The sequence below is a fragment of the Pinibacter aurantiacus genome, from assembly GCF_019130065.1.
Classification (GTDB): domain Bacteria; phylum Bacteroidota; class Bacteroidia; order Chitinophagales; family Chitinophagaceae; genus Pinibacter; species Pinibacter aurantiacus.
In genome coordinates, this window is record NZ_JAHSPG010000015.1 from 547744 (window position 1) to 571867 (window position 24124).

Genomic DNA, 24124 nt, shown 5'->3' on the forward strand with positions numbered 1-24124 from the left:
TCATTGTGTACAAAATAGCCGGCGCGCTCATTTCATCTGTATATTAATGTTGAAGGGCAAAAATATTGTAAAATAATAATACCGGACGCAGGTTTTACGTTTTCAAAACGTCATATATTGACAAGCCGTTTTTAGACTAAACTTTTCGGTTTAAATACAGTCTATAAATGGCTTACGGTTTAATAATTATTTAAAAAACAAATTCCGACATGAAAAAACTTGTCCTGTTAACCGCCCTATCTTTTAGTTACAGCCTCAATTTTGCTCAAACCGGTGGACTGAACGGCTTATTAAAAAAAGCGAGTTCGACAGTTTCTGGCACCAATAGTACTTCCGGTTCTTCTCTTTCTACCGATCAAATCGTGCAGGGATTGAAAGAAGCGTTGAATGTAGGCGCACAAAACAGCACTTCGAAGCTTTCGGCCGCTGACGGCTTTTTTAAAGATGCCGCGGTGAAGATTTTAATGCCGGATGAAGCAAAAAAGGTGGAATCTACTCTACGCTCCATGGGAATGGGGAAATTGGTGGACGATGCCATTTTGAGCGTGAACCGTGCAGCGGAAGATGCTTCAAAAACAGCTGCTCCTATTTTCCTGAACGCAGTTAAGAGCATGAGCGTAAAAGATGCGCTGGGCATTTTGCAAGGCACAGATACAGCAGCAACATCTTACTTGCGCAAAACAACGAATACAGACCTTACCGCATCTTTCAAGCCTGTTATTGAACAATCTTTACAAAAAACAAATGCTACCAAATACTGGAGCGAAGTTTTCTCTGCTTACAATAAAGTATCTTTTAAAAAGGTAGATCCAGATTTAACTAACTATGTAACTACCAAAGCTTTAAATGGTATTTTTTATTATGTGGGAGAAGAAGAGAAGAAAATCCGCACCAATCCTACGGCTCAGGTTACTGACATCCTCAAGCAGGTTTTCGGAAAAAAGTAAGCGCTTATACATATCATTTATAGTAATATCATGCAGCACAACTTGTGCTGCATTTTTTTTGAAAGGTTGGCACGCTTTTATGGGGTTTAATAGTGACCCGATACAAATATTATAGTTTTTTTGTGTTTAGGTAGTTCTTATCTTTGATTAAATCCTTTACCAAAAGAGAGTCCAGAATACTTATGAATTTAAACCAGCCATTAAAAGACCAATCATCCTCCCTTTTATCTGTTATTAAAACAGATGGAGAATTCGAGGATATGGTTAATAAGGCGCCGGTTGGTGTTTGCAAGATGGCCTTTGACGGCACACTTTTGTACGTAAATGAAAAACTTGCCCGGTTCCTTGATCTTTCTCCGGCCGACGCGATAGGCAGAAACTACCTTGATTTTTATAAGAGCGAAACAAATACCGGTTATCACTACTGGCAGGAACTAATGCGTTCGGGCGATCTTCCTTTTTATCATGGCTGGGTGGACCTTACCTCAAAAAATAATGAGATCATTCCCTGCCATCTTAATATGCAACATATAAAGGATGACGAAGGAAATGCACAATATTTTCTCTGCATTTTCGACCGTTTTGCAGAAGAGCAGGTCATACAGCAGCATTTGTATGAAGAAAGGATCTCTTATCAACAAAGTATCGCAACTACCATATTAAAAGCCCAGGAAAAAGAAAGAGCTTTTCTTGCAGAAGAATTGCACGATAATATCAATCAGCTTCTTGCTACTACCAAACTATATATCGATTCGGCTAGATCTGCAAAACCAGAGCAATTAAATGAACTACTCGAAAGAAGCTCAATACATGTTGTGCAGGTGATCAATGAATTGAGAAACCTGTCTAAAAGGCTCACACCTCCTTCTGTTGAAAATACAAGCCTCGTAAATAACATTGTCAACCTCTTCCAGGACACTGAAAAGCTATCCGGCATCGCGGTGGAGATTATTCACACAGGCTTTGATGAAAGCAATATAGGTAAGGAGAAAAAACTGATGATCTATAGAATTTTGCAGGAGCAATTCAACAATATTTTAAAACATGCGGAGTGCTCAAAAATATCTGTAAACATCAGGAACAAAGGGCCTATGATCGAATTGATCGTGGAAGATAATGGTAAGGGGTTTAATACGACTACGTCCTATCAGAATGGCCTTGGCTTAAAAAATATTCGCAACCGCGTAGATCTTTATAATGGCCGTTGTAGCGTATACTCCGCGCCTGGCAAAGGTTGCAGAGTGCATATTGAGTTTGAAGGGTGAGATGCGGAGCTCTAATTAATAATTAATAATTAGTAATTAATACGGCAACAACCTTAACAAAAATGCTGTTGCAAACCTATTCGAAAATTAAGAGGGCGATATTCAACAACGAATGCCGCCCTCTTAATTATTAATTATTAATTATTAATTCCTTTACCCTGCCAGTTCACTCAGTTCCAGCCAGCGGAATTCTTTTTCTTCAATCAACTGGGAAACAACACCTATTCTTTCAGAAAGTTTTTGCAATTCTTCAAAAGGAATGGAAGGGTCGCCCAATTTTTCTGTTATTGTGTGTTTTTCTTTTTCCAGCGCCGCAATCTCTTTTTCTAGCATTTCAAATTCACGCTTTTCGTTAAAGCTTAACTTCTTTTTTGCCGGTGCCGCCTGGGTTTTGGCCGCCTCAGGAACAGCAGCAACAACAGTCGTTTTGACTTCTTCGTCTTTTTCCTTATCCTTCTCCCAAATTCTGTACTGCGTGTAGTTGCCTGGAAAATCTCTTATTTCACCGCCGCCTTCAAATACAAATAAGTGGTCCACCAAACGATCCATGAAGTAACGGTCGTGACTCACAATTACTATACAACCGCCAAACTCACTTAAAAAGTTTTCGAGCACACCCAATGTTTGCAGATCCAAATCATTTGTAGGCTCATCCAATATGAGGAAGTTCGGATTGCGGAACAGGATGGACAACAAATGCAATCTTCTTTTTTCTCCACCGCTCAGTTTGGAGATGTAAGTGTATTGTTGCTCAGGTGGAAATAAAAACAAATTCAAAAACTGCGATGCAGTTAATGATCCGCCGGAAGCCAATGGAAAGCTTTCTGCAATATTTTTTACATACTCTATCACCCGCATGTCTTCCTTCACTATTAGGCCTTGCTGTGAGTAGTTACCAAACACAACAGTATCACCAATGTTCACCTTACCGCTATCGGGTTGTTCTATACCCTGAAGAATGTTGAGAAAGGTTGACTTACCCACCCCATTTTTTCCAACAATTCCTATGCGGTCACCTTTTTTAAATGTATAGTCAAAACCTTTCAGTATCGTTTTTTCGCCGTAAGCTTTGTTCAATTTTTTCAGTTCGGCAATCTTCCCTCCCAGCCTGCTCATTTTCATTTGCAGTTGCAACTGGCTGTCTTCCATTTTTTGTTTTGCCTTTGCTTCTACTTCATAAAAATTATCCTGGCGGCTTTTAGATTTTGTTGTGCGAGCCTTTGGTTGCTTGCGCATCCATTCCAATTCTTTCCTGTAAAGGTTTTTCGCCTTGTCTATGCTTGCAGAATCGCTTTCGATGCGAGCCGCTTTTTTCTCAAGAAAATTTTCGTAATCGCCTTTGTATACGTAGAGGCTGCTGGTATCCAGCTCCCAAATTTCTTCGCACACTGCATCCAGAAAGTAACGATCGTGCGTAACCATTAACAGCGTTACTTTTTCCTGGTTCAGGTAATGTTCCAGCCATTCCACCATCGCCACATCAAGGTGGTTGGTGGGCTCATCCATTATCAACAGAACATGCTTGTGCTCAAAGCCAATATCGATAAGGGTTTTAGCCAACGCAACTCTTTTGCGCTGACCACCCGACAAGGTATTAACCTTTTGATTGAGGTGATGAATATTAAGCTTGCCGAAGATCTGCTTTACTTTAGAATCGAAATCCCATGCACCCAAGTCATCCATTTTTATAATGGCTTCGCTCAATGCATTTACATCATCCTGCTCGCTGGCAGTTTCGTAAGCTGCGATCGCCTGGATAATTGGGTGATTGTGGTGAAATATATTTTCACGAACAGTCGCCTCTTCCACAAAAACAGGCTCCTGATCGAAAAGCGCAACTGTAATGTCCTTGTTGATCCAAACCGTTCCTTCATCCGCAGTTTCCCTTTCTGAAAGTATTTTCAACAGGGTAGATTTTCCTGTTCCGTTTTTAGCTACCAACGCTATTTTGTCGCCTTCTTCTATATGAAAAGAAATATCCTGAAACAATGGTTTTACGCCGTAAGATTTGCTCAAACCTTCTACTGATACATAATGCATGGCGCAAAGGTAGGGAAAGGACTGAATAACTGAATGACTGATTAACTGAGAATGAGAATCATTGAATTATTGAATGATTGAATAATTGAAGTCTTTAGCGCTTGCTGCATTTTAACTTCAGTCATTCAGTTATTCAGTTACTCAGTTATTATTTCGCCCCTGCTTCAAATTCAGCCAACACGCTTTCGCCACTTTTCAATCGCAATGTTTTTCCAGAGATTGTGTAGGAATCAGACTTGTCAATTGCTTTTGCAAAAGCGTCCTCAAGCTCCATTAGCGGAGATGGGCACATCATTTTTGTCATAGCAGCGGGACCAATTTTAATGGTATTGCCTGTGGCTACAAAACTGCCCATCATTCGGTTACAACCCGCCGTACCGCTAAATTTTGAACTGGCGGAATCGAATCGGATAAATGCCTCCTTTTGCAGGCTGGCAATGTCCTGGTTAAACCCGTCAACTTTAAGCAACTTCCAGTAGGTATTATTTAAAGGCTGATTGTGTTCCATGACTGTGGTAGTGGCTTTTTTAGAGTTGCAGGCAATCACAAGCGTTAATAGCGCAATAAATAACAATGCAATTAGCGCCAATATTAATTCAAATGACCATAACTTTTTCATAATAAATCATTTAAAGATTCAAACAAAAGAATGATGCCTTTGTAAATAGATTTACATAAAAACTTGTTGGTTGCATGGAGTTAATCAGAATTCTTTCTACAAGTGATGAACACTGGCCCGATGTGGTTGATCTTTATACCACATCGTTTCCGGAAAGGGAAAGGAGGAATGTCAATACTTTAGAAATAGTCTTGACAGATAGACGCTTTCACGCTGTAAAGTTCGTTATTAATAATGGATTTGCCGCCTTAATGTTTTATTGGCAACTGAAAAATCTTGTGTTTCTTGAACACTTTGCAGTAACGGAAAATAACAGGGGGAAAAGCTATGGAAAACAAATAATGGAATGGCTGCTAATGCTTCCTGCAATCTACTTTGTACTGGAAGTTGAGCACCCTTTTGATGATAGTTCGCAAAGGCGAATTGCTTTTTATGAACGCCTTGGGTTTTCCACCAATCACTATGAATATTTTCAACCACCTTATCGTGAGACTGATGATCCGTTGCCTTTGCTGTTAATGTCGAAACCGGCAATTGAGAGCGTAGAAACTTTTCAGGCACTTACCAAAGAATTGCATGAGGTCGTTTATGATCGTTTTATGATGTAACCCCAACTGTGGTGCAGCATTGATGTGATGCAGGGCGAATGCGATTCGCCCCTACTACTGGCTCAACATATAAATGGTTACGCAAATAAACAATGTGACTACAATTAAAACCGGTATCTGATATCGCTCCCAAAGTGCTTCCTGCTTTTTCTTTTTCATAAAAGCCGCGATGCTTTCTGAAGTCTGGGCGCTTGTCGATTGAATTTTCGAGAGGATGCCGGTAATGTCTTTTGCCAGGAAGAGTGGCAGTGGTTGTATACTGTTGAGTATCGCCGCAACTATTTTGTCATTCGTTGATATTTCCCCAAAGCGTTCGAGCATATGAATGGACGAAGGGGATAACAACTTCATAATATGATCATGCAAACCAATCTTGTCCATCCTGAAAAAATCAAGTGAACGAACATGGATCTCCAGTTGTTGACAATCTTCTAAAAAGTGAACCGGGGTGAGCGCGGCGTTGCCTTCAAATTTTTGAGCAGAAGCAACATTGTAAAAACGTTTTTGTGTATATACCCTGCGTTCATGGGGCTTGCTTAAAACATTGTACGCTTCCTGCAATTCTTTAAAAAACGCCTCGGCGTATTTATCCCCCGCATTTTTGTCCGGGTGAAAACGCATTGCCAGCACGCGGTATGCTTTTTTAATATCTGCTGGCGACGCATTGACAGGAATATTGAGTGTATTGTAATAATCTTTCACAAACCAACGGCATTTGGTTCGGTGAAATTAGGTTTTAAAAGATCAAAAAAAGTCCGGAGAAGAGAAATAATTGAAGAAATAAAATGATATTTAAATGATGAAACACAACGTAAAGCATGTAATACTTAGCCTATTGCTCACAGCCTTTGCTTTATATTGTGCTGCGCAGGAAGTACCCCGTGAAATACCAAAGCTTAAATATTTACGCGCCACTTACGACTCCTCTTATTATCACTCGTTTATCCAGGACATCGTGGCCCGATTTTATTTTTCCCAAAAATTCACAAGCCCTACTATCAAAGGTATCTATCGGTCCGACAAGTTGCGGTATGTACCCAACACTACTTTAAACATGGGAATTGGTGCCACTTACAAACCGATAACGATCAACCTTGGTTATGGTTTCAGTTTTTTAAACCAGGATAAAGAAAAAGGAAAAACAAAATATCTTGATCTGCAATCGCACCTGTACGTTCGCAAATGGGCGTTTGACCTTCTCGGACAGTTTTACACGGGATATTACCTTCTGCAAAAGGATAACAAAACGCATGAGCAGGAACCATATTATATCCGTCCGGATATGCATGTTACGGTTATTGGTTTGGCTGCCTACAAAATATTTAACTATAAAAAGTTTTCTTACCGGGCTGCGATGGTACAGAACGAGTACCAGCAGAAATCTGCGGGAACACTTCTTGTTGGCGGGGAGGCTTATTATGGTTCGCATACGGCGGACAGCGCCTTTGTTCCGATGTTGATGTCTGAAAAATTCAATCAAAAAAACATTAACCAGATGCGTTTCTTTGAATTTGGTCCCGGTGTGGGCTATGCGTACACCCTGGTAGTTGCCAAACATATTTTTGCGACAGCATCACTTACGTTTAATCCCAAAATTTCCCTTGCAACCGAAAGTTCCATGTATGAAGACAATGCCAACCTGCACGTAAGCATTGTGCCTGGTTTTTTTGCCCGTGGGGCAATTGGTTACAATTCCGACTTCTGGAACGTCAATCTTTCATTTGTGGGCAATAGGCTCATAACAAAAGGTTCCTCGTCTTCTGACCACTACATATACAACACGGGAAACCTGCGCTTAACGCTTGCCCACCGAATCATTCCAGGCCCTAAATTGAGAAAGAAGCTGAATCAGTTTGATCACCATTTCACGAAAAACATTCCGATACCGGTAGATGCGATGCAGCCGCAGAGACCTGAATAATTGAAAATTGAAAGTTGAAAATTGAAAATGAGAAAGAATGCAGATTATCATGATTTTGATGATTTACTACGATCTTCTTTCAAATAACATATCAAATCTTGACAATCATAAAAATCTGCGTTCTATTTTCTTCATCATTTTCAATTTTCAACTTTCAATTTTCAATTGGTAAAAACTAACAACCGTTAACCACCAACATTTTTCACTACATTAGCATATAACAAAATGCTGATGCCATGGCCAATGATCTGTTTCAATCTCCCGATTATTTTTTATTGGACGACCTGTTTACTGAAGAGCATAAACTTATTCGCGCCAGTGTGAGAGAGTATGTGAAAAAAAGCATTTCACCGATTATAGAAGAGTGTGCACAAAAAGCAGAATTCCCACAACAGATTGTAAAGGAAATGGGCGAGCTGGGATGTTTTGGCCCCACTGTGCCAACAGAATATGGGGGTGGTGGCCTTGATTATATCAGCTATGGCTTGATGATGCAGGAACTGGAACGCGGTGATAGCGGCGTAAGAAGTACTGCCTCTGTACAGGGTTCATTGGTGATGTTTCCCATTTATGAATATGGCAGCGAAGAGCAACGTAAAAAATATTTACCGAAACTGGCGAGTGGCGAATGGCTCGGCTGCTTTGGTTTAACAGAACCTGATCATGGCAGCGATCCCAGCAGCATGATCACCAACATTAAGGACAAAGGCGAACATGTATTGCTGAATGGAAGTAAGATGTGGATTAGCAATGCGCCTTTTGCGCAAGTAGCAGTGGTTTGGGCGAAAGATGAAAACGGCGACATCCGTGGGGTGATTGTAGAACGAGGCATGGAAGGTTTTTCTACACCCACTACCCATGGCAAATGGAGCCTGCGCGCCTCGGCAACAGGTGAGCTTGTTTTTGATAATGTGAAAGTTCCAAAGGAAAATATTTTACCCAACGTCAAAGGATTGAAAGGGCCGTTGAGTTGCTTAACGAAGGCCCGCTACGGTATTGCGTGGGGAGCTTTGGGTGCAGCAATGGATTGCTATGACACAGCACTACGTTATAGTAAAGAGCGTACGCAATTTGATAAACCAATCGGTGCTTTTCAATTGCAGCAAAAGAAACTTGCGGAGATGATCACGGAAATCACCAAGGCACAATTGCTTAACTGGCGGCTTGGCACACTCATGAATGAAAGACGTGCTACTCCCGCCCAGGTGAGCATGGCCAAAAGAAATTCCTGCGAAGTAGCACAACAGGCGGCAAGGGATGCTCGCCAAATGCTTGGAGGAATGGGCATTACCGGCGAATACTCCATCATGCGCCACATGATGAACATTGAAAGTGTGATCACCTACGAAGGCACGCACGACATTCATTTGCTTATCACGGGCATGGATGTAACAGGGTTTAATGCGTTTAAATAATGGAGAATTGAGAGTGGAGAGTTGAGAGTTAGAACACCACTCGCGTTTCACTCTCAACTCTCCACTCTCAACTCTCAACTCATTTGACTAAATTTGCTACTCCAAACAAACTAATCATGCGCATCTTTCTTATCGGTTTTATGGGTTCGGGGAAAACGCATTGGGGGAAATTATTGTCGCAAAAAACAGGTGCACCATTTTTCGACCTTGATAAAGTAATAGTGGATGATGAAGGCAAATCCATTGCCCAGATATTCCAGGAAAAGGGCGAGGAATACTTTCGCTACAAAGAGAAGGAGGTGATGGAGCAGATTGTGGATGAACACGAAAACATTATTCTCTCCTGTGGTGGTGGCACACCGTGTTTTTTCAACAATATTGATTTCATGAAAGATAGCGGTACCGTTGTCTGGCTGAATACATGCATCGATACTTTGGTGGAAAGATTACTAAAGGAAAAAAATCACCGCCCACTCATCAAGAATATTGACGACAAGAACCTGAAGGCTTTTATTCTTAAAAAACTACAGGATAGAAGATTGTACTATGAACAAGCGAGCATCATTGTTGCAGAAGAATCGCTTACAATCGATTCCCTATCGAGCCTTATACAGGAAAAGATACCCAAACAACCATAATTCAATATAACGTGAATAAGAAAATATTACTCACTGCCGCCATCCTTGGCGCTTTATCCGTTGCCCTTGGCGCATTTGGCGCACATGGCCTGAAACAATTGGTTCCACCAGAATCCGTTGCAACATTTGAAACTGGCGTACGCTATCAATTTTATCACACTTTCGCGTTGCTCTTCGTAGGCATTTTATTTGAAAAATTTGCCAGCAAACAGCTCGGGCTTGCTGCCAGTTTTTTTATAACCGGCATCATTTTATTCAGTGGCTCATTGTATTTGCTCACCGCATTAAAAGCCACGAATACTGTGGGTTTGAGTGGCATTGGGATTGTTACGCCGATTGGAGGAGTGTTTTTGATTCTCGGTTGGGTTATGCTTTTTTTCGCCTTGCGAAAAACGAATTAATAATTAATAATTAAAAATTAATAGGTGCAGCAATGCGATAGGAATCACTCTGGTTGCAGTAAAAGGAAGCTAATATTCAATTTCATCGTTACACCTATTAATTATTCTTTATTATTTATTAATTGAAATCTCTGGTCCGACAACGTTCGGTTAGATTGCACCACCTATTAATTCTTAATTATTATTTATTAATTACAATGCTCGGCGTTTCCTGGTCCGGCGGCAAAGACAGTTGCTTCGCACTTATGCAAATGGTGCAGCAAGGTTACTCGCCAAAGGTTTTGATCAATATGATGAATGAGAATGGAAAGATTTCCAGGTCCCATGCATTGCCGCATACACTGCTGCAACAGCAAGCGGATGGAATGAATTTACCGTTGCTTACAAAGCCTTCCAGTTGGGAAGAATATGAAATGCATTTTGTAAATACGTTACTCGAAGCCAAAGAAAAGTATCAGATAAAAGGAATGGTTTTCGGCGATATTGATTTGCAACCACACCGTGACTGGGAGGAAAAAGTCTGCGCAAAAGCAGGACTGGATGCATTTTTACCACTTTGGCAAAAAGATCGCAAAGAGCTTGTTTTACAAATGCTGCAACAAGGCATTGAAACAATGATCGTTTCCTGCAACAATACTTTAGGGGAAACTTTCTTAGGAAAAATTATTACACCACAATTGGTAACTGAACTCGAAGCAGCTGGTGTTGACCCCTGCGGTGAAAATGGCGAGTTCCATACATTAGTAATGAACTGCCCGCTTTACAGCAAACCTTTGGAACTACCGGCGTTCTCGACGGTGCAGCATGGGGATTACTGGTTTGTGCAATGGAGGGAGCAATAACTGAATAACTGATTAACTGATTAACTGAATAACTGAGTGGGCTGATTTTAATTTTTGCACTACAACTTTCAACCATTCAGTTATTCAGTTAATCAGTTATTCAGTTGTCATATCGCCAGCGACAGCACCGTTACCGTTCCTCCATCCTCAAAAATTTCGAAGTAGCCATCAATGCTTTCCATTCTTTTCCGCATGTTCAAAATGCCATTTCCAAACTGACGCATATCTTCTTTTTTCAAACCAATGCCATTATCCTTAAGCGTAAGTATAAGCACTTCGTTTACGTCCATTGTAATGATTACCTGCGTGGCGCCGGCATGCTTTACAGTGTTGTTCAATGTTTCCTTAACACAAAGGAAAATGTTGCGCCTTTTTTCACCGCTCAATTCTATGGCAGGTATTGTAGGCGGATATTTGAAATAGCAATCAATACTGGTGTTTTCTAAAAACTCCAATGCATACGATCGTATATAGGCAGCGAGATTATCGATACTATCATTTGAACTTTTCATCGTCCAGATGATGGTGTTCATTTTATTGATCAGATCGTTTGCAGAGCTTGAAATTCTTTCTACTTCCGGCAATGCTTCTCCCTTCATTTTCGCTTTTACCAATTCGCTCAAAAGTCTTATGGCCGTTACACCAGAACCCAGCTCGTCATGCATATCTGCAGATATACGATTGCGTTCCTGCTGCTGCGCCTCGATAATGGCAATTTGTTTTTCCAACTGGTTCCGTTCGTGTGCAAGCAGCAAACGTTCCTTTTCGGTTGCCGCGGCGATAATGTCCTGCCTGTTTTTAAATGCAAGCGCTATCAGGAAGAAGATCAATTCGCACACAACACCCATTTCATAATAAAATAGGGAATCGTTCAGCAAAGGGTCCACCCGGCTGCCAAAACGGTTATCAGAACTAATGAGATACAATGAAAAAAGAACGGAGATCAACAGCAAAAAGTGGCCCATTGCTATGAGGCTGAGCAGCTGTTGTTTTTTTATGATCGCAAAAACAATGAAGCAGGCCGCAGTGATGGACCAACTATATTTTATAATCATCTCCACCTGGTTAAAAACAATAAAGCTATCAGTGAAAAAATAGAGATAACTGAAAACAAGAATGCCTGCAACCGTAAATACCTGGTCGGCCAGTAATATCTTTTCTATTACCGGGTACTTCTCTTTGGATTCAGTAAATTTTCTAAGAAAGAAAAGGAAAAAATAAAAGCTGGTACTTTGAATGACAAAATCAAAATAGCTCTCAAAAAAATAGTTGAAGGCTGACGGCCATCGATATAAATAAGCCTTAAAGAAAAACAGGATGGAAAGGAACAACGCATGTCCGCAATACAGAATAAACTCCTTGTTGGAATTTAAGAAGTAAACGGCCAATGAATAGAAGATCATCATCAGCAATACACCGGCCGTTATGTAAGTAATAACCTGGTTGAGTTTATTGGTGTTGCGCAACGAAGTAAGTAAAATGGGAACAAAGTAGGGCTGAATGATCCGTGGCTCCAGCGCATTTACCGTAGCTCTGATAAACTTCATTTTCACAATGATCGTAGCCTTTTCGTTGGCCTGCATGGTAAAATCAACCACGCCCTGGTATTGATTTTTCAACGGACTGCCACTGGCAATTGTTTGGATGGCAGTGTCACCGTCGATTTGCTTGTACAGATCAATCTCATCCATAAAAAAACCCGGCACAAAATAATAATGTCCAGCCGAATCCATAGTGTTCGCCACATGAAATTTGAAATAGAAATCTTTCTTTACATCTCTTGGTGGAATTTTCATCCTGTAGAGAGAGGGGATCGTGTCCTGAAACTTAAACTGAAATACTTCGCCGGGGGTATAGTCAATCTCATCGCCCATATAAAACTTGGTTTCCTTCCAAATTCTATGTGCCGCCCGTATTGAAGGTCCGTTAATAGTTGAATCGCTCGTTTGCGCAACCGACGCGAAAGAGAATAAAATGAAAAATGACAAAAACAGCAGGCGTATTTGTTCCATCAAGTAAAAGGTGTAAGGTTAGTTTCCGGGGCAAACCTGCATCAGGGATCAAGTAAAATTCACCAATTGCCGCAACCATTAGCAAGGTAAGTCATAACCGCGGCAGGGAAAGTACAATTTCTTTTCGTGGTTTTACTATTTGCAACTCGAATTTGTAGTGAAATGCCTGTTATTTGGTAACATTTTCGTAATTTTTGACAACAATCAATAGTATAACACATTTGAAGAATGGATTATTTTACAGAAAAACGGGTAATTAATTTCGATAATTTGAACGGGCGTTGTGCATAAATTTCGTCGATCATATGCGTCTCTAAATTTATAAACAGACCTATTCACAAGATTTTCTTATACTTATCTTTGCCATCATGGCCAACAAGTTGAAATCGAAAAAAAAGGAAGTACCCAGCCCTGACAAACTAGAACCCGAAAAAGAGGTGCAGGTTGAGGTAAAAGAATTGGTGAAAGATGAACGAACCCACAAAATTGCCGGGTCCGTATTATTATTACTCGCAGTTTTCCTTTTTGTAGCCCTTACATCTTATCTATTTACGTGGGAAGAAGACCAGGATAAAGTCTTTAAAAATGGCGTCCACGTCCTTTTTGCCGACGATATAAAAGTATCCAACCTCTTAGGCAGGCTTGGTGCCTACGTTTCCCATTTCTTTTTTTATGGTGGATTTGGCTTGGCATCTTATCTAATTTGTTGTTTATTTTTTGTGTTCGGAGCCAACTTTTTGTTTGGAAGAAAACTATTTTCCCCGGCACGTAATATTAAATACATCATTACTGGCCTAATTTATTTCAGCATCGCCCTTGGTTTTGTGAGTCGCAATGCAGAGATTCGATGGGGCGGCGCAGTTGGTAAAATGATGAGTGAATGGCTGGTAAAATTTATTGGAAACCTGGGAACAACGTTGATTTTACTTGTAGGCGGACTAGCTTATTTCATTTGGCGCTTCAATCCCGTATTCACCGTGCCGAAAATGCCGAAAATGCCGGAAAGAAAACCGAAACCGCAAAAGGTTACAGAACCTGTCGCTGTTCCGGAAGTGGCAACCATTGGTGATATTGATGTGGAAGAAGATGAGGATGCGGAAGATGCCAAATTATATGTGGAAGAACATTTTGTAGAAAGTAAAGGCAACAATCTTAAGGGCGAGCATGGCACCATTGTAATTCCTCCTGCGGAAATGGATGAAGCTTCAAAGCATCAGCTGGAACTGGTAGAAAGAGCGGAAGAAGCCGGCCCGGTTTTAGAAATTAATGATCTCTATAAAAACAAAAGGTTTGTCGAAGATGAGGAAGAAGATACTGATGAGTTTGCTGAGGAAGAATTAGAAATGGATGAAGAAGATGGCGAAGATGTTGAAATGGAGTATGAAGAAGAGGAAGAGGAAATAGAAACGCCACCGGTCATCATTAAAAAAGAAACTCCAAAACCACCGTTAGTCAACACTGTTCCTGACACAAGCGGTCTTGAGCTGGAAATAAAATCTGTTGTGCCGGAAGAAGATGAAATAGACATTCCAACGCTGCCGAAAAAAACAGAGGACCTTCCACCCTACGATCCTGTTCTTGATTTGCGGGATTATAAATATCCATCGCTTGATTTGCTGGAAACGCACGGTAGCGAAAAGATCATTCAGGACCCTAATGAGCTGGAAACAAACAAAAACCAGATCATTAATACGCTTAAGAACTACGACATCACTATCCAGAAAATTAGCGCGACCGTAGGTCCTACTGTGACGCTATACGAGATTGTACCGGCAGCAGGTATCCGTATTTCGCGCATTAAAAACCTGGAGGATGATATCGCGCTGAGCCTTGCCGCGCTTGGTATCCGTATCATTGCGCCGATTCCGGGTAAAGGAACCATCGGTATAGAAGTGCCAAATGTGAAGAAGACAGTGGTGAGCATGAAAACACTTTTGTCTTCCGACAAATTCCAGAACAACGCCTTCTCCCTGCCTATTGCGATTGGTAAAAAAATCGACAACGAAAACTTTATCGTCGACCTTGCCTCTATGCCGCACTTGCTGATGGCCGGTGCCACGGGTCAGGGTAAATCTGTAGGTTTGAACGCTATTCTTGTTTCCCTTTTGTACAAGAAACATCCATCGCAATTGAAGTTTGTATTGGTGGATCCTAAAAAAGTGGAGCTTAGTATTTACCGTTCTATTGAAAGACATTTCCTCGCCAAACTTCCTAACGAAGAAGAGGCGATCATTACTGATACCAAAAAAGTAATCAATACACTTAACGCATTGTGTATTGAAATGGATAACCGCTACGATCTTCTGAAAGAAGCGGGCACAAGGAACATTAAAGAGTACAACGAAAAATTCACCAAACGCAAGCTGAATCCGCAAAAGGGCCACCAGTACCTGCCATTCATTGTGTTGGTAATTGATGAGTTCGCCGACCTGATCATGACGGCCGGTAAAGAGGTGGAAATGCCAATTGCGCGTTTGGCGCAGCTTGCCCGTGCCGTGGGTATTCACCTGATCGTTGCTACGCAAAGACCTTCTGTGAATATTATCACCGGTACCATTAAGGCCAACTTCCCGGCTCGTATCGCATTTAAAGTTTCTTCTAAAATTGACTCCCGTACCATTCTCGACGCCGGTGGCGCAGAGCAGTTAATTGGTAAAGGTGATATGCTTATTAGCTACAATGGTGAGCTAACCCGCTTGCAGTGTGCCTTTGTAGACACACCTGAGGTAGAGAACATTAACGAGTTTATCGGCGACCAGCGCGGCTATCCCGAGGCATTCCTTTTGCCGGAGTACGTGGATGAGAAAGATATGGACGCAAAGGATTTTGACCTTGGCGACAGGGACAAATTGTTTGACGAAGCTGCCATGCTTATTGTTCAAAACCAGGTGGGCTCAACTTCTCTTATCCAGCGCCGGATGAAATTAGGGTATAACCGCGCTGGCAGACTGATGGATCAGTTGGAAGCCGCGGGCGTTGTAGGACCTAACCAGGGCAGCAAAGCAAGAGAGGTTTTGATTAAAACAGAAGCAGACTTAAGGGAACTTTTGGGTACGATTTAAGGTTAAATTTTTGTTGAATATTTTCCTCATTAAACCTCTGAAGGCTTTTGCAGGTCTCAGTATCGCGTTTAATAATATATTTGCACAAATTTTTTAAAAACTCTCAAATGAAGAAATATTTAATGGCACTTGCCTTAGGTATTGGAATTTCAGCAGTAAGTATCGCACAATCCAATGATCCTGCAGCTAAAACGATTTTAGATGGTGTTAGCGCTAAATTTAAGACCTATAAAGCAGTTCAGGCAAATTTCACTTTGTCCATAGAAGATGCAAAAGGAAAAACACAGGGCACTAAAAAAGGCACTTTATACTACAAAGGTTCTAAATATAGAGTAAGCATTCCGGGCGGCCAGGAAATTTTCAGCGATGGTAAAACAAACTGGACCTACGATAAATCAGCAAACGAAGTAACTATTTCAAAAGTTGACGCTTCCGGTAATGCTCTTACTCCTCAAAAATTGTTCACCAACTTTTATGATAAAGATTTTCTTTACAAACTGAATGGTGAGAAAAAAGTAGGCGCAAAAACGCTGCAGGAAATCGAGTTGACTCCAACTGATAAAAGCAAACCTTTCTTTAAAATATTGCTGACTGTAGACAAAGCAGCTAAAACCATTGTAAGCACAAAAGTGATGCAAAAAGATGGCAACAAATTCACTTATGCTGTAAGCAATTTGAATGGAAATGCCGCTATCGCCGATTCTCAGTTCGTTTTCGATAAAAGCAAATATCCGGGAGTAGAGGAAGTTGATCTTCGATAACCGATACAACACATAATTTTAAAAGAGCCGCATGCGGCTCTTTTTTTTAACCACAGAGGTAAGGAGGAGGTGACCCTCTAAACAGATTGTCAGACTCCAATACGGAGGATGTTAAATCTCTTTTCATATTCTCCTTCGCTCTGTGAAAAAAACTCCTTCCTTACATGATAAAAAGAAACACGAAGCGTTTACCCTTAGTGAGACTTAGTGTTCCTTAGTGCCTTAGTGGTGAATAAGCATCTTCCTACAATTCACCCGTCAAAACCCTCACCGCATCTCCCCTCTTCAAGCTGGTGTGCTGGTTCCATTGCGCAGCTATGTTATTCATTTGTTCTTCCATTTGCCACGCTTTTATTTTTAGTTGCAAACGCTCTATCGCAAGCTTTTTATTCTGGTGCTGCGATCTTGTATCGCTGGCCATTACACTAATGCCGGATGCAATATGCGTTGCCCGAACTGCTGTTTCTGTTTTGTTTACATTTTGTCCGCCGGGGCCGGAAGCGCGGCAGGTTTTGAATTCCACTTCTTTTTCATCAAAGGCAATCTCCTTCGACGGCGAAAATGATTGCACGCTTACAAACCAGTTCTTGCGCTTGTGAAATTTTCTGTACGGACTCTTTCCTATCCATTGAATGGTTCCTTCCCATTCGTTTACAAAAGCTTTCAAATTTTCACCCTGCAACTGCAATAAAGTTGATTGTAAGGTGCCATTTATCTGACCGCTCGTTTTATCGATTACTGTTGCAGACAATGATCTTACTGCAGCTTCTTTTAGAAAGAGTTGTTGCACCTTGGCAACAACCCTTTCGCATTCCGCAGGACCACGTCCGGATGATATTTGTATGTAAATTAAATTGTCCATTGTTGTTTGTTTTTTTGTAGAGACAAGGCATTGCCTTGTCTGCTGAAAAGACAAGGCAATGCCTTGTCTCTACGGTGTTGCACCCTGTTCTATTCCTTGTTCATGCGAACAATTGCGGGCATGAATTTTCCATGTATGTCAACCAATTCTGTTTGTGCACTCATAATTGTATCGATGTCTTTGTACGCCCCCGGCGCTTCTTCAACACTTCCACCAATCAATGAAACGCCGTGATCTGCCAGCATTTTCCTCAACGCTGAATTTGTAAAAGACTCTTTTGCTTTTTTCCTCGACATTGCACGACCCGCACCATGTGAAGCAGAATTGAGCACCGCATCAACACCTTTTCCACTCACCAGATAACCTGCATTGATCATACTGCCGGGGATGATGCCGGCTTCACCTTTGTGTGCGGGCGTTGCACCCTTGCGATGCACGATTGCTTCGCGACCATCCTGCAATGTTTCCTTCCATGCGAAGTTGTGATGATTCTCCACCTTAGCCAGAGTCTGCAGCCCCAAGGCCTTTGCAAGATTTGCGTGAATGCAATCATGACTTGCTTTTGCGTACTCACCAGCCAATGTCATGCTCATCCAGTATTCCTGGCCCGCTTCTGAATTCATATCCAACCATGCAAGATTTTTAGCTTCAGAAGGAAGTTTGCATACATCCATTGCAAGCTGTGTGTAGTACATCGCAACAGCGGCACCCAGCCCTCTTGAACCGGAGTGCGACAACAGCGCCAAATAATTTCCCCCAGGGAGGTTCAGCATATTGTTTTCATACAGTTCAATGGAACCGAACTCCACAAAGTGATTGCCACTACCGGATGTTCCCAGTTGTCTTGCGGCCTTTCCATGCAGGGTTCGCAATAGTTCTGTTTGCTGGAAAATACCACTATCGAGCACCTCATGTTCATTTCGATAATCCAGGCTTCCTTCCATTCCAAAATGTGTATGATCTCTCAATGCTTCCTTTATTTGATACGCATATCGCTTCACATACTTTTCGTTTTCGCTAAAAATGCTGAGCGACATTCTACACCCAATGTCAACGCCAACTGCATATGGAATTACCGCGTTGTTTGTCGCCAATACACCACCTATCGGCAAACCATAGCCGCCGTGCGCATCCGGCATTAAAGCACCTTGTAAAGCAACTGGCAATGCAAGCGCTGTTGCCATTTGCTGCTTTGCATTGGTATCAATATGTTTGCCGCCATAGACTTTAAGCGATGCCACGTCGTTCTGATGTTTAAGCGCATACACTTGAAAAGTTTCGTCGGTGCTATCAGGGCAAAAATGTTCCGCCAGTTTGCTCCATGTTTCGTTTGTCAACCACGTTTGCGGTTGCGCTTGAATATTCTTCAATACATTGACCACATCTTCTTTTGTTTCATGTTTGCAATGCTTTGAAATAATATTGATGGCAAGGCTGCGAGCCACATCTGTAGTGTATCCCAGCTTGCTTAATTCTTTTAATTGTATTACAGTTTTCATTTTTTTACTCGTTGTACCAGTGCTGATCGAGGATGTTTGTTAGTGTTTGATTCCTCAATGCATTAAAGTCTCTTTGTTTTAAATCATATATTTTATAACCCCACCAGTGCACAGAACCGTTGCGAAGCTTTGTAATACGATCTTCTAAATGTTTTTTCCTCAGATAGTTTTCGAGTTGAACAATGTTGCTTCTTAGAGAAGAATCATGCTTTTGAACTTTAGTAATCATATTGGGTTCAACTTTCAATACGAAGCACCAGGGCTCAGAGAACACATACTTCATTCGAAATATTTTCCTTTGTTGAGAGTAATAAATCAACTTAGTAAACAACATAAGTTCAGCCTGAGATAGTCTCACCCTGTCTAATTCGTAATCGTAAAACTCCCTTAACTTTTGTTCTCTCGGTTTGTGCACCTTTTTGCCCCGAACTCTTTTTTTCTTTGTAAAATTTTTACTTGAGCTGTGCTGTACAGTATTGATCTTTTGTAAAAGATTGCGATAGAATGACGACTTTTTTCCGGTAGCAATATCTTCGCGTAAAACGAAGGTTCTTTTCCATCCACGCTGATAGGGATGTTTTAATTCTTCCCAACCTAAAGCACGTTCTTCGCGCCAAAGCTGCTTTCTCTTTTTATCAAGCGATAGCAACTGTTTATCTCTATCTTTTACAACAGCCCGTCTTTTTTGTCTATACGTTTTCAGGCCGTACTGCAATAGCAATACAGACTCTGACGATTTTGCATTCATAGTTTGACAATTGTCAACATGAAGAACATTGCGCCAACATAGTGTAAGGAAAAGCCAAACACATAGCATTGTTGTTGCCATGCTCAGAAATTATTTTCGATTGATTGTGTTGGCGAAAGGATTTTATGATCCGGTGTATTCTATCGAAACTTGCTAATCAGCAAAAGGATCCCCGTTTCGATTCAAACCGAAAAATGCCAACGATGATATGTAGTTATTGTTCAAGCATATTTAAAACCCTCCACTTGGTGTAGAGACAAGGCAATGCCTTGTACTAGTAAAAAATTACGATCGCAAAAATAGAAAGATTTTTGAAATTGCAAAATCTCTCAGAAAAAACAACTTACACGCTGTTTCATCAAGAGTCTTTTTTAACCACAGAGTGAAGAAGATTTTTTTCACAGAGAAACGGAGAAATTGCTTCAAACTAAATGGGACTCGCGATTGATGAGGAAAAGAAGGAACGGTATACAAATCTCCTCCCCTCTGTGAAAAAAATCTCTGCTATCTCTGTGGTTAAAACATCAAGGTTAATTCTTCATTAAAAAATCTTAATGCAGCTTAGTGCCCTTAGTGGCTTAGTGGTAAAAAAGATGCGAAGCAGCTCCCTTTGCTCTCTCAACAACTCAAAACAACTAACTTTACCAAAACGATTTTACCATGTGGCTAAATAATATTCTCGAAACGATTGGCAATACTCCGCTGATAAAACTAAACAAGATCACGAAAGATATTCCTGCGACTGTGCTGGCTAAAGTTGACTACTTCAATCCGGGCAACTCTATTAAAGACCGTATGGCTATAAAAATGATAGAAGTGGCGGAAAAAGAAGGCAAATTAAAACCAGGAGGCACCATCATTGAGTGCACAAGTGGCAACACCGGTATGGGACTTGCTTTGGCAGCCTGCGTAAAAGGTTACAAATGTATCTTCACAACAACCGATAAACAGTCGAAAGAGAAAATGGACATCCTGAAGGCCGTTGGTGCAGAGGTGATTGTTTGTCCTACAAACGTTGAGCCCGAAGATCCACGCAGCTATTATTCCATCGCAAGAAGACTGGCAAAAGAAATTCCTAATTCTTTCCATTGCAATCAATATGATAACCTGGCTAACAGGTTGGCACATTATGAAAGTACAGGTCCTGAAATATGGGAACAAACAGAAGGAAAGATCACGCATCTTGTTTGTACTGCAGGAACAGGCGGAACTGTTACCGGTACAGCAATGTACTTGAAAGAAAAAAATCCTGCCATTCAAGTGTGGGCAATTGACGTATATGGTTCGCTACTTACAAAATTCTTCAACACCGGCGAGGTGGACATGAATGAAGTTCACCCTTATGTGTCGGAAGGATTTGGTGAAGATTTTGTTCCTGATAACTATGACATGAGTGTGATTGATCGCTTTGAACAAGTGACAGATAAAGATGGCGCGGTTATGGCAAGACGCATTGCAAAAGAAGAAGGCCTGTTCTGCGGATATAGTGCGGGCAGCTGCTTGCAGGGTTTGATGCAGCTGAAGGACAATTTAAAAAAGGATGATCTGGTGGTGTGTATTTTCCATGACCATGGCAGTCGTTATGTAGGCAAAATTTACAACGACCAGTGGATGATGGAGCGCGGTTTTCTTGATGTAAAATCTTTCAAAGACATTGTCAACGGTAGAAAAAATTCACAGAAGCTCGTTTCTATTCAGCCGACTAATACCGTTGCAGAAGCTGTTGAAATGATGAAAAAATACGACATTGAGCACATCCCTGTTTTTGATAACGGCAACGTTGCAGGATCAATTAGCGAAAACGGTTTGTTCCAAAAAGTATTCTCTAATCCCGATATCAAGAATGCGAAAATTCAGGAAGTAATTGAACATGCATTTCCGATCGTAGATTTTAACACACCGGTAGAGAAACTTGGTACATTGATCAATAAAGAAAACGGTGCAGTACTTAGCAAAGACGAAGCGGGCAACTACCACATCGTAACGAAGTATGATGTGATCAATGCACTGGGGAAGTAAAGAGCACACGGATGACACGGATTAGACTGATTTTTTTTGAATAACTGAATAACTGAATAACTGAGTGGTTCAATTTCAATTTTGCATTACAAAGCTCAACCACTCAGTTATTCAGTCATTCAGTTATTCAGTCATTGCTCCCTATTCCGGCAGCACTATCGTGAACTTCGCTCCTACTCCGCGTTTGCCTTCGGCTTTAATTACGCCGTTGTGGTTTTCAACGATCTTTTTACAAACCGCTAAACCGATGCCGGTGCCTGTGTATTTTTTCTTGTCATTTAAGCGCTGAAAAATCATGAAAATTTGCTCGGCATATGACTGATCAAAACCAATTCCGTTGTCTTTAAAAATTAGCTCAACGTAATTGCGATTGCTGCTTTGCAATAGTGGATATGACTTCAACTCTTCGCGCGGAAGAACCCTCGCTGAAATTTCGATAACGGGATTTTCGTCTGAAAACTTCAATGCGTTCCCTATTAAGTTAAAGAACAACTGATTCATCTGAATAGGAATTGCCTTGATGCGAGGCATTAAATTTTTAATGATGGTCGCATTCTTTTGATCGACCACCACCTCGAAATCATTTACCACATTCTCCAGCACCTTATTGAGATCAACTGTTTCAAACTTCTCATCCATTTTGTTGATGCGTGAAAAATTGAGAAGATCTTCGATCAGGACAGACATTCTTTCTGCGGATGAAATAACTTTTTGAATGTAAAGTTTTCCATCAAAGCCAGGCTCGTCAATCTTTTGCAAAACAAGATCAGAGAAGGTTTGAATTTTACGTAAAGGCTCCTGCAAGTCATGACTGGATACATATGCAAACTGCTCCAGTTGTGCATTTGATTTTTCCAGCAGATCATTGGCTTCCTGCAGATCTCTTGTGCGTTCTGCCACAATTCTCTCAAGGTCCTCATGAGCGAGCTTGGTTGCCTGTATATCCATGCACGAGCCGATGTATCCTTCAAAAAGCCCTTCTGGCGTATATCGCGGCACGCCTGAATTTGCCACCCATCTGTAAACGCCATCATGCCTTTTCATTTTGAATTCGATGGTAAAGGGTGCGCGTTCGTTGAAATGAGAAGTGTATTCCTCCAATACTCTTTCACGCTCCAGCAGATGGATGTCTTCCTGCCAGCCATCACCCAACTCTTCGTCAAGGGACCGACCGGTAAATGACAACCATTGTTTATTTAGAAATGTAAATTTTCCGTTTGTATCTGCCACCCAGATTTTTACCGGGGCCGTGTTTGCCATTATGCGGAAACGTTCTTCACTTTCCCGCAAAAATTCCACCATGAGTTTACTTTCGGTAATATCCATCACCGTTCCTAAAAGACGTACGGGCGTTTTGTCGTTATCGTATAACATTTCGCCGCTTGCTTTTATCCAGTGAATGCTGCCATCCTGGTGTTTGATGCGCACCTCATAGCTAAGTCTGCCCGTTTCTTCCGCAACGCGGTGCGCCTCCTGTACAATCGCTATGTCTTCCGGAAGAACCTGATCAAACAGATGAACACGTGTTACACTTTCATTTTTGTTGTAACCAAAAATCTCCTTAAGCCTTGGTGAAATGTCGCCGTAATAATTTTCCAGCAGATTAAGATCGAAGGTGCCAAGATTAGTAGCTCTTATAGCAAGGCGCAAACGTTTTTCATTTTCTTCAGTTTTTAGCCTCGCTTCTACTTGTTCCGTGACATTGTTCAACGTCATCATTATCCCTTGAACGGTTACACCATCCTTCTCGAAAAGCGGGGCGTATGTAAAATCGAAATAGAATTTAGCAATGTGGGTTTTAAAATCTACGTATGAGGCGCCTTCGGTCTCGCTATATGTGACACCGGTATCATACACATTCAACAGAAGTTGGGGGAAGCGCTGGTGTTCCAACCTGGGAAATATTTCCAGCAAAGTCTTGCCAAGCACTTCGCTTTCTTCCTTTTGCCAGATCTTCAGCATAGCGGGATTTATCAGCTCCACTCTTAACTCCCTTCCTCTCAAAATGCCCATCGCAATAGTAGATTGCATTACGAGGCTTCGGAATTGTTTTTCACTTTCCTGCAAAGCATGCGATTCCTTCACCTGTTTGGTAACCTCCGTTGCCACCACCACTATTCTGTCCACAATACCTTTGCTGTTACGAAGCGGCTGATAAACAAAGTTGAAATAGACCTTTTCTCTGATTCCTTTTCTGACCAGGTCGACTTCAAATTCATTTCCATGATAAGCAATGCAGGTTGTCGTAACACCGTCCAGCAAAGTTCTTATGTTTTGGTTGACCAATTCGGGAAGGCCCTCAAACAAAGACTTATTAATAAGTTGATCTGCTTTTTTATCTACCACTTCAAGGTACAGATCGTTTGCATGCTCAACAATATAATCTGGTCCGCGCAAAATAGCTATGGCAATAGGCGATTGCCCGACCAGTTGTTCTACCGATAATTTTTCTTCAATCATTTACT

The 24124-nt window shown here is 41.3% G+C and carries 19 protein-coding genes; 11 read left to right on the forward strand and 8 right to left on the reverse strand.

The annotated features are described in order from the left end of the window. Nucleotides 1-209 precede the first annotated feature (209 nt). Both KTO63_RS20705 and KTO63_RS20710 read left to right on the forward strand, forming a co-directional pair. Complete coding sequence (locus KTO63_RS20705) at nucleotides 210-947, forward strand: DUF4197 domain-containing protein (protein ID WP_217793861.1); 738 nt, start codon at nucleotides 210-212, stop codon at nucleotides 945-947. 182 nt (nucleotides 948-1129) lie between these two features. Continuing rightward, nucleotides 1130-2212 (forward strand): sensor histidine kinase, encoded by a 1083-nt coding sequence (locus KTO63_RS20710; RefSeq protein WP_217793862.1) that lies wholly within the window; start codon nucleotides 1130-1132, stop codon nucleotides 2210-2212. A gap of 153 nt (nucleotides 2213-2365) precedes the next feature. Here KTO63_RS20710 and KTO63_RS20715 read toward each other — a convergent pair whose 3' ends face one another. Beyond that, nucleotides 2366-4252, reverse strand: a complete 1887-nt coding sequence (locus tag KTO63_RS20715; protein ID WP_217793863.1) for an ABC-F family ATP-binding cassette domain-containing protein — start codon at nucleotides 4250-4252, stop codon at nucleotides 2366-2368. Between the two features lie 148 nt (nucleotides 4253-4400). Continuing rightward, nucleotides 4401-4871: an META domain-containing protein gene (locus tag KTO63_RS20720; protein WP_217793864.1), complete on the reverse strand. Its 471-nt coding sequence runs from the start codon at nucleotides 4869-4871 to the stop codon at nucleotides 4401-4403. A 74-nt stretch (nucleotides 4872-4945) separates the two neighbouring features. Here KTO63_RS20720 and KTO63_RS20725 point away from each other — a divergent pair, with 74 nt between their 5' ends. Continuing rightward, complete coding sequence (locus KTO63_RS20725) at nucleotides 4946-5479, forward strand: GNAT family N-acetyltransferase (RefSeq protein WP_217793865.1); 534 nt, start codon at nucleotides 4946-4948, stop codon at nucleotides 5477-5479. Nucleotides 5480-5533: 54 nt separating this feature from the next. Here the strand turns inward: KTO63_RS20725 and KTO63_RS20730 are convergent, their stop codons facing one another. After that, nucleotides 5534-6181 carry a J domain-containing protein gene (locus KTO63_RS20730; RefSeq protein ID WP_217793866.1) on the reverse strand — a complete coding sequence of 216 codons (648 nt, stop codon included), beginning with the start codon at nucleotides 6179-6181 and terminating at the stop codon, nucleotides 5534-5536. Nucleotides 6182-6275: 94 nt separating this feature from the next. Here KTO63_RS20730 and KTO63_RS20735 point away from each other — a divergent pair, with 94 nt between their 5' ends. The 5 genes from KTO63_RS20735 (at nucleotide 6276) to KTO63_RS20755 (ending at nucleotide 10696) form a co-directional block, all read left to right on the forward strand. Beyond that, nucleotides 6276-7400 (forward strand): DUF4421 domain-containing protein, encoded by a 1125-nt coding sequence (locus tag KTO63_RS20735; RefSeq protein ID WP_217793867.1) that lies wholly within the window; start codon nucleotides 6276-6278, stop codon nucleotides 7398-7400. A gap of 236 nt (nucleotides 7401-7636) precedes the next feature. After that, nucleotides 7637-8815 carry an acyl-CoA dehydrogenase family protein gene (locus KTO63_RS20740; protein WP_217793868.1) on the forward strand — a complete coding sequence of 393 codons (1179 nt, stop codon included), beginning with the start codon at nucleotides 7637-7639 and terminating at the stop codon, nucleotides 8813-8815. Between the two features lie 116 nt (nucleotides 8816-8931). Further along, nucleotides 8932-9453 carry a shikimate kinase gene (locus KTO63_RS20745; RefSeq protein ID WP_217793869.1) on the forward strand — a complete coding sequence of 174 codons (522 nt, stop codon included), beginning with the start codon at nucleotides 8932-8934 and terminating at the stop codon, nucleotides 9451-9453. A gap of 11 nt (nucleotides 9454-9464) precedes the next feature. After that, a complete protein-coding gene (locus KTO63_RS20750) occupies nucleotides 9465-9854 on the forward strand; it encodes a DUF423 domain-containing protein (RefSeq protein ID WP_217793870.1) in 390 nt (129 codons plus the stop codon). 155 nt (nucleotides 9855-10009) lie between these two features. Further along, nucleotides 10010-10696 (forward strand): Dph6-related ATP pyrophosphatase, encoded by a 687-nt coding sequence (locus KTO63_RS20755; protein WP_232373264.1) that lies wholly within the window; start codon nucleotides 10010-10012, stop codon nucleotides 10694-10696. A gap of 107 nt (nucleotides 10697-10803) precedes the next feature. On the opposite strand, the gene KTO63_RS20760 is transcribed toward KTO63_RS20755, so the two are convergent. Beyond that, nucleotides 10804-12708 carry a sensor histidine kinase gene (locus tag KTO63_RS20760; protein ID WP_217793871.1) on the reverse strand — a complete coding sequence of 635 codons (1905 nt, stop codon included), beginning with the start codon at nucleotides 12706-12708 and terminating at the stop codon, nucleotides 10804-10806. Nucleotides 12709-13076: 368 nt separating this feature from the next. Between KTO63_RS20760 and KTO63_RS20765 the strand changes: the two genes are divergently transcribed. Together KTO63_RS20765 and KTO63_RS20770 are read left to right on the forward strand one after the other, a co-directional pair. After that, on the forward strand, nucleotides 13077-15770 hold the full coding sequence (locus KTO63_RS20765; RefSeq protein ID WP_217793872.1) for an FtsK/SpoIIIE family DNA translocase: 2694 nt from the start codon (nucleotides 13077-13079) through the stop codon (nucleotides 15768-15770). 107 nt (nucleotides 15771-15877) lie between these two features. Continuing rightward, a complete protein-coding gene (locus KTO63_RS20770; RefSeq protein ID WP_217793873.1) occupies nucleotides 15878-16531 on the forward strand; it encodes a LolA family protein in 654 nt (217 codons plus the stop codon). Between the two features lie 244 nt (nucleotides 16532-16775). Here the strand turns inward: KTO63_RS20770 and prfH are convergent, their stop codons facing one another. The 3 genes from prfH to KTO63_RS20785 form a co-directional block, all read right to left on the reverse strand. Continuing rightward, nucleotides 16776-17393, reverse strand: a complete 618-nt coding sequence (prfH, locus tag KTO63_RS20775) for a peptide chain release factor H (protein WP_217793874.1) — start codon at nucleotides 17391-17393, stop codon at nucleotides 16776-16778. 89 nt (nucleotides 17394-17482) lie between these two features. Further along, complete coding sequence (locus KTO63_RS20780; protein WP_217793875.1) at nucleotides 17483-18892, reverse strand: RtcB family protein; 1410 nt, start codon at nucleotides 18890-18892, stop codon at nucleotides 17483-17485. A gap of 4 nt (nucleotides 18893-18896) precedes the next feature. Then, nucleotides 18897-19640: a hypothetical protein gene (locus KTO63_RS20785; RefSeq protein ID WP_217793876.1), complete on the reverse strand. Its 744-nt coding sequence runs from the start codon at nucleotides 19638-19640 to the stop codon at nucleotides 18897-18899. 660 nt (nucleotides 19641-20300) lie between these two features. Here KTO63_RS20785 and KTO63_RS20790 point away from each other — a divergent pair. Further along, the gene (locus tag KTO63_RS20790) at nucleotides 20301-21659 is read left to right on the forward strand and encodes a pyridoxal-phosphate dependent enzyme (RefSeq protein WP_217793877.1); all 1359 of its coding nucleotides are present in this window, start codon (nucleotides 20301-20303) and stop codon (nucleotides 21657-21659) included. 141 nt (nucleotides 21660-21800) lie between these two features. Here KTO63_RS20790 and KTO63_RS20795 read toward each other — a convergent pair whose 3' ends face one another. Continuing rightward, on the reverse strand, nucleotides 21801-24119 hold the full coding sequence (locus KTO63_RS20795; protein ID WP_217793878.1) for a PAS domain-containing sensor histidine kinase: 2319 nt from the start codon (nucleotides 24117-24119) through the stop codon (nucleotides 21801-21803). Nucleotides 24120-24124: the final 5 nt, after the last annotated feature.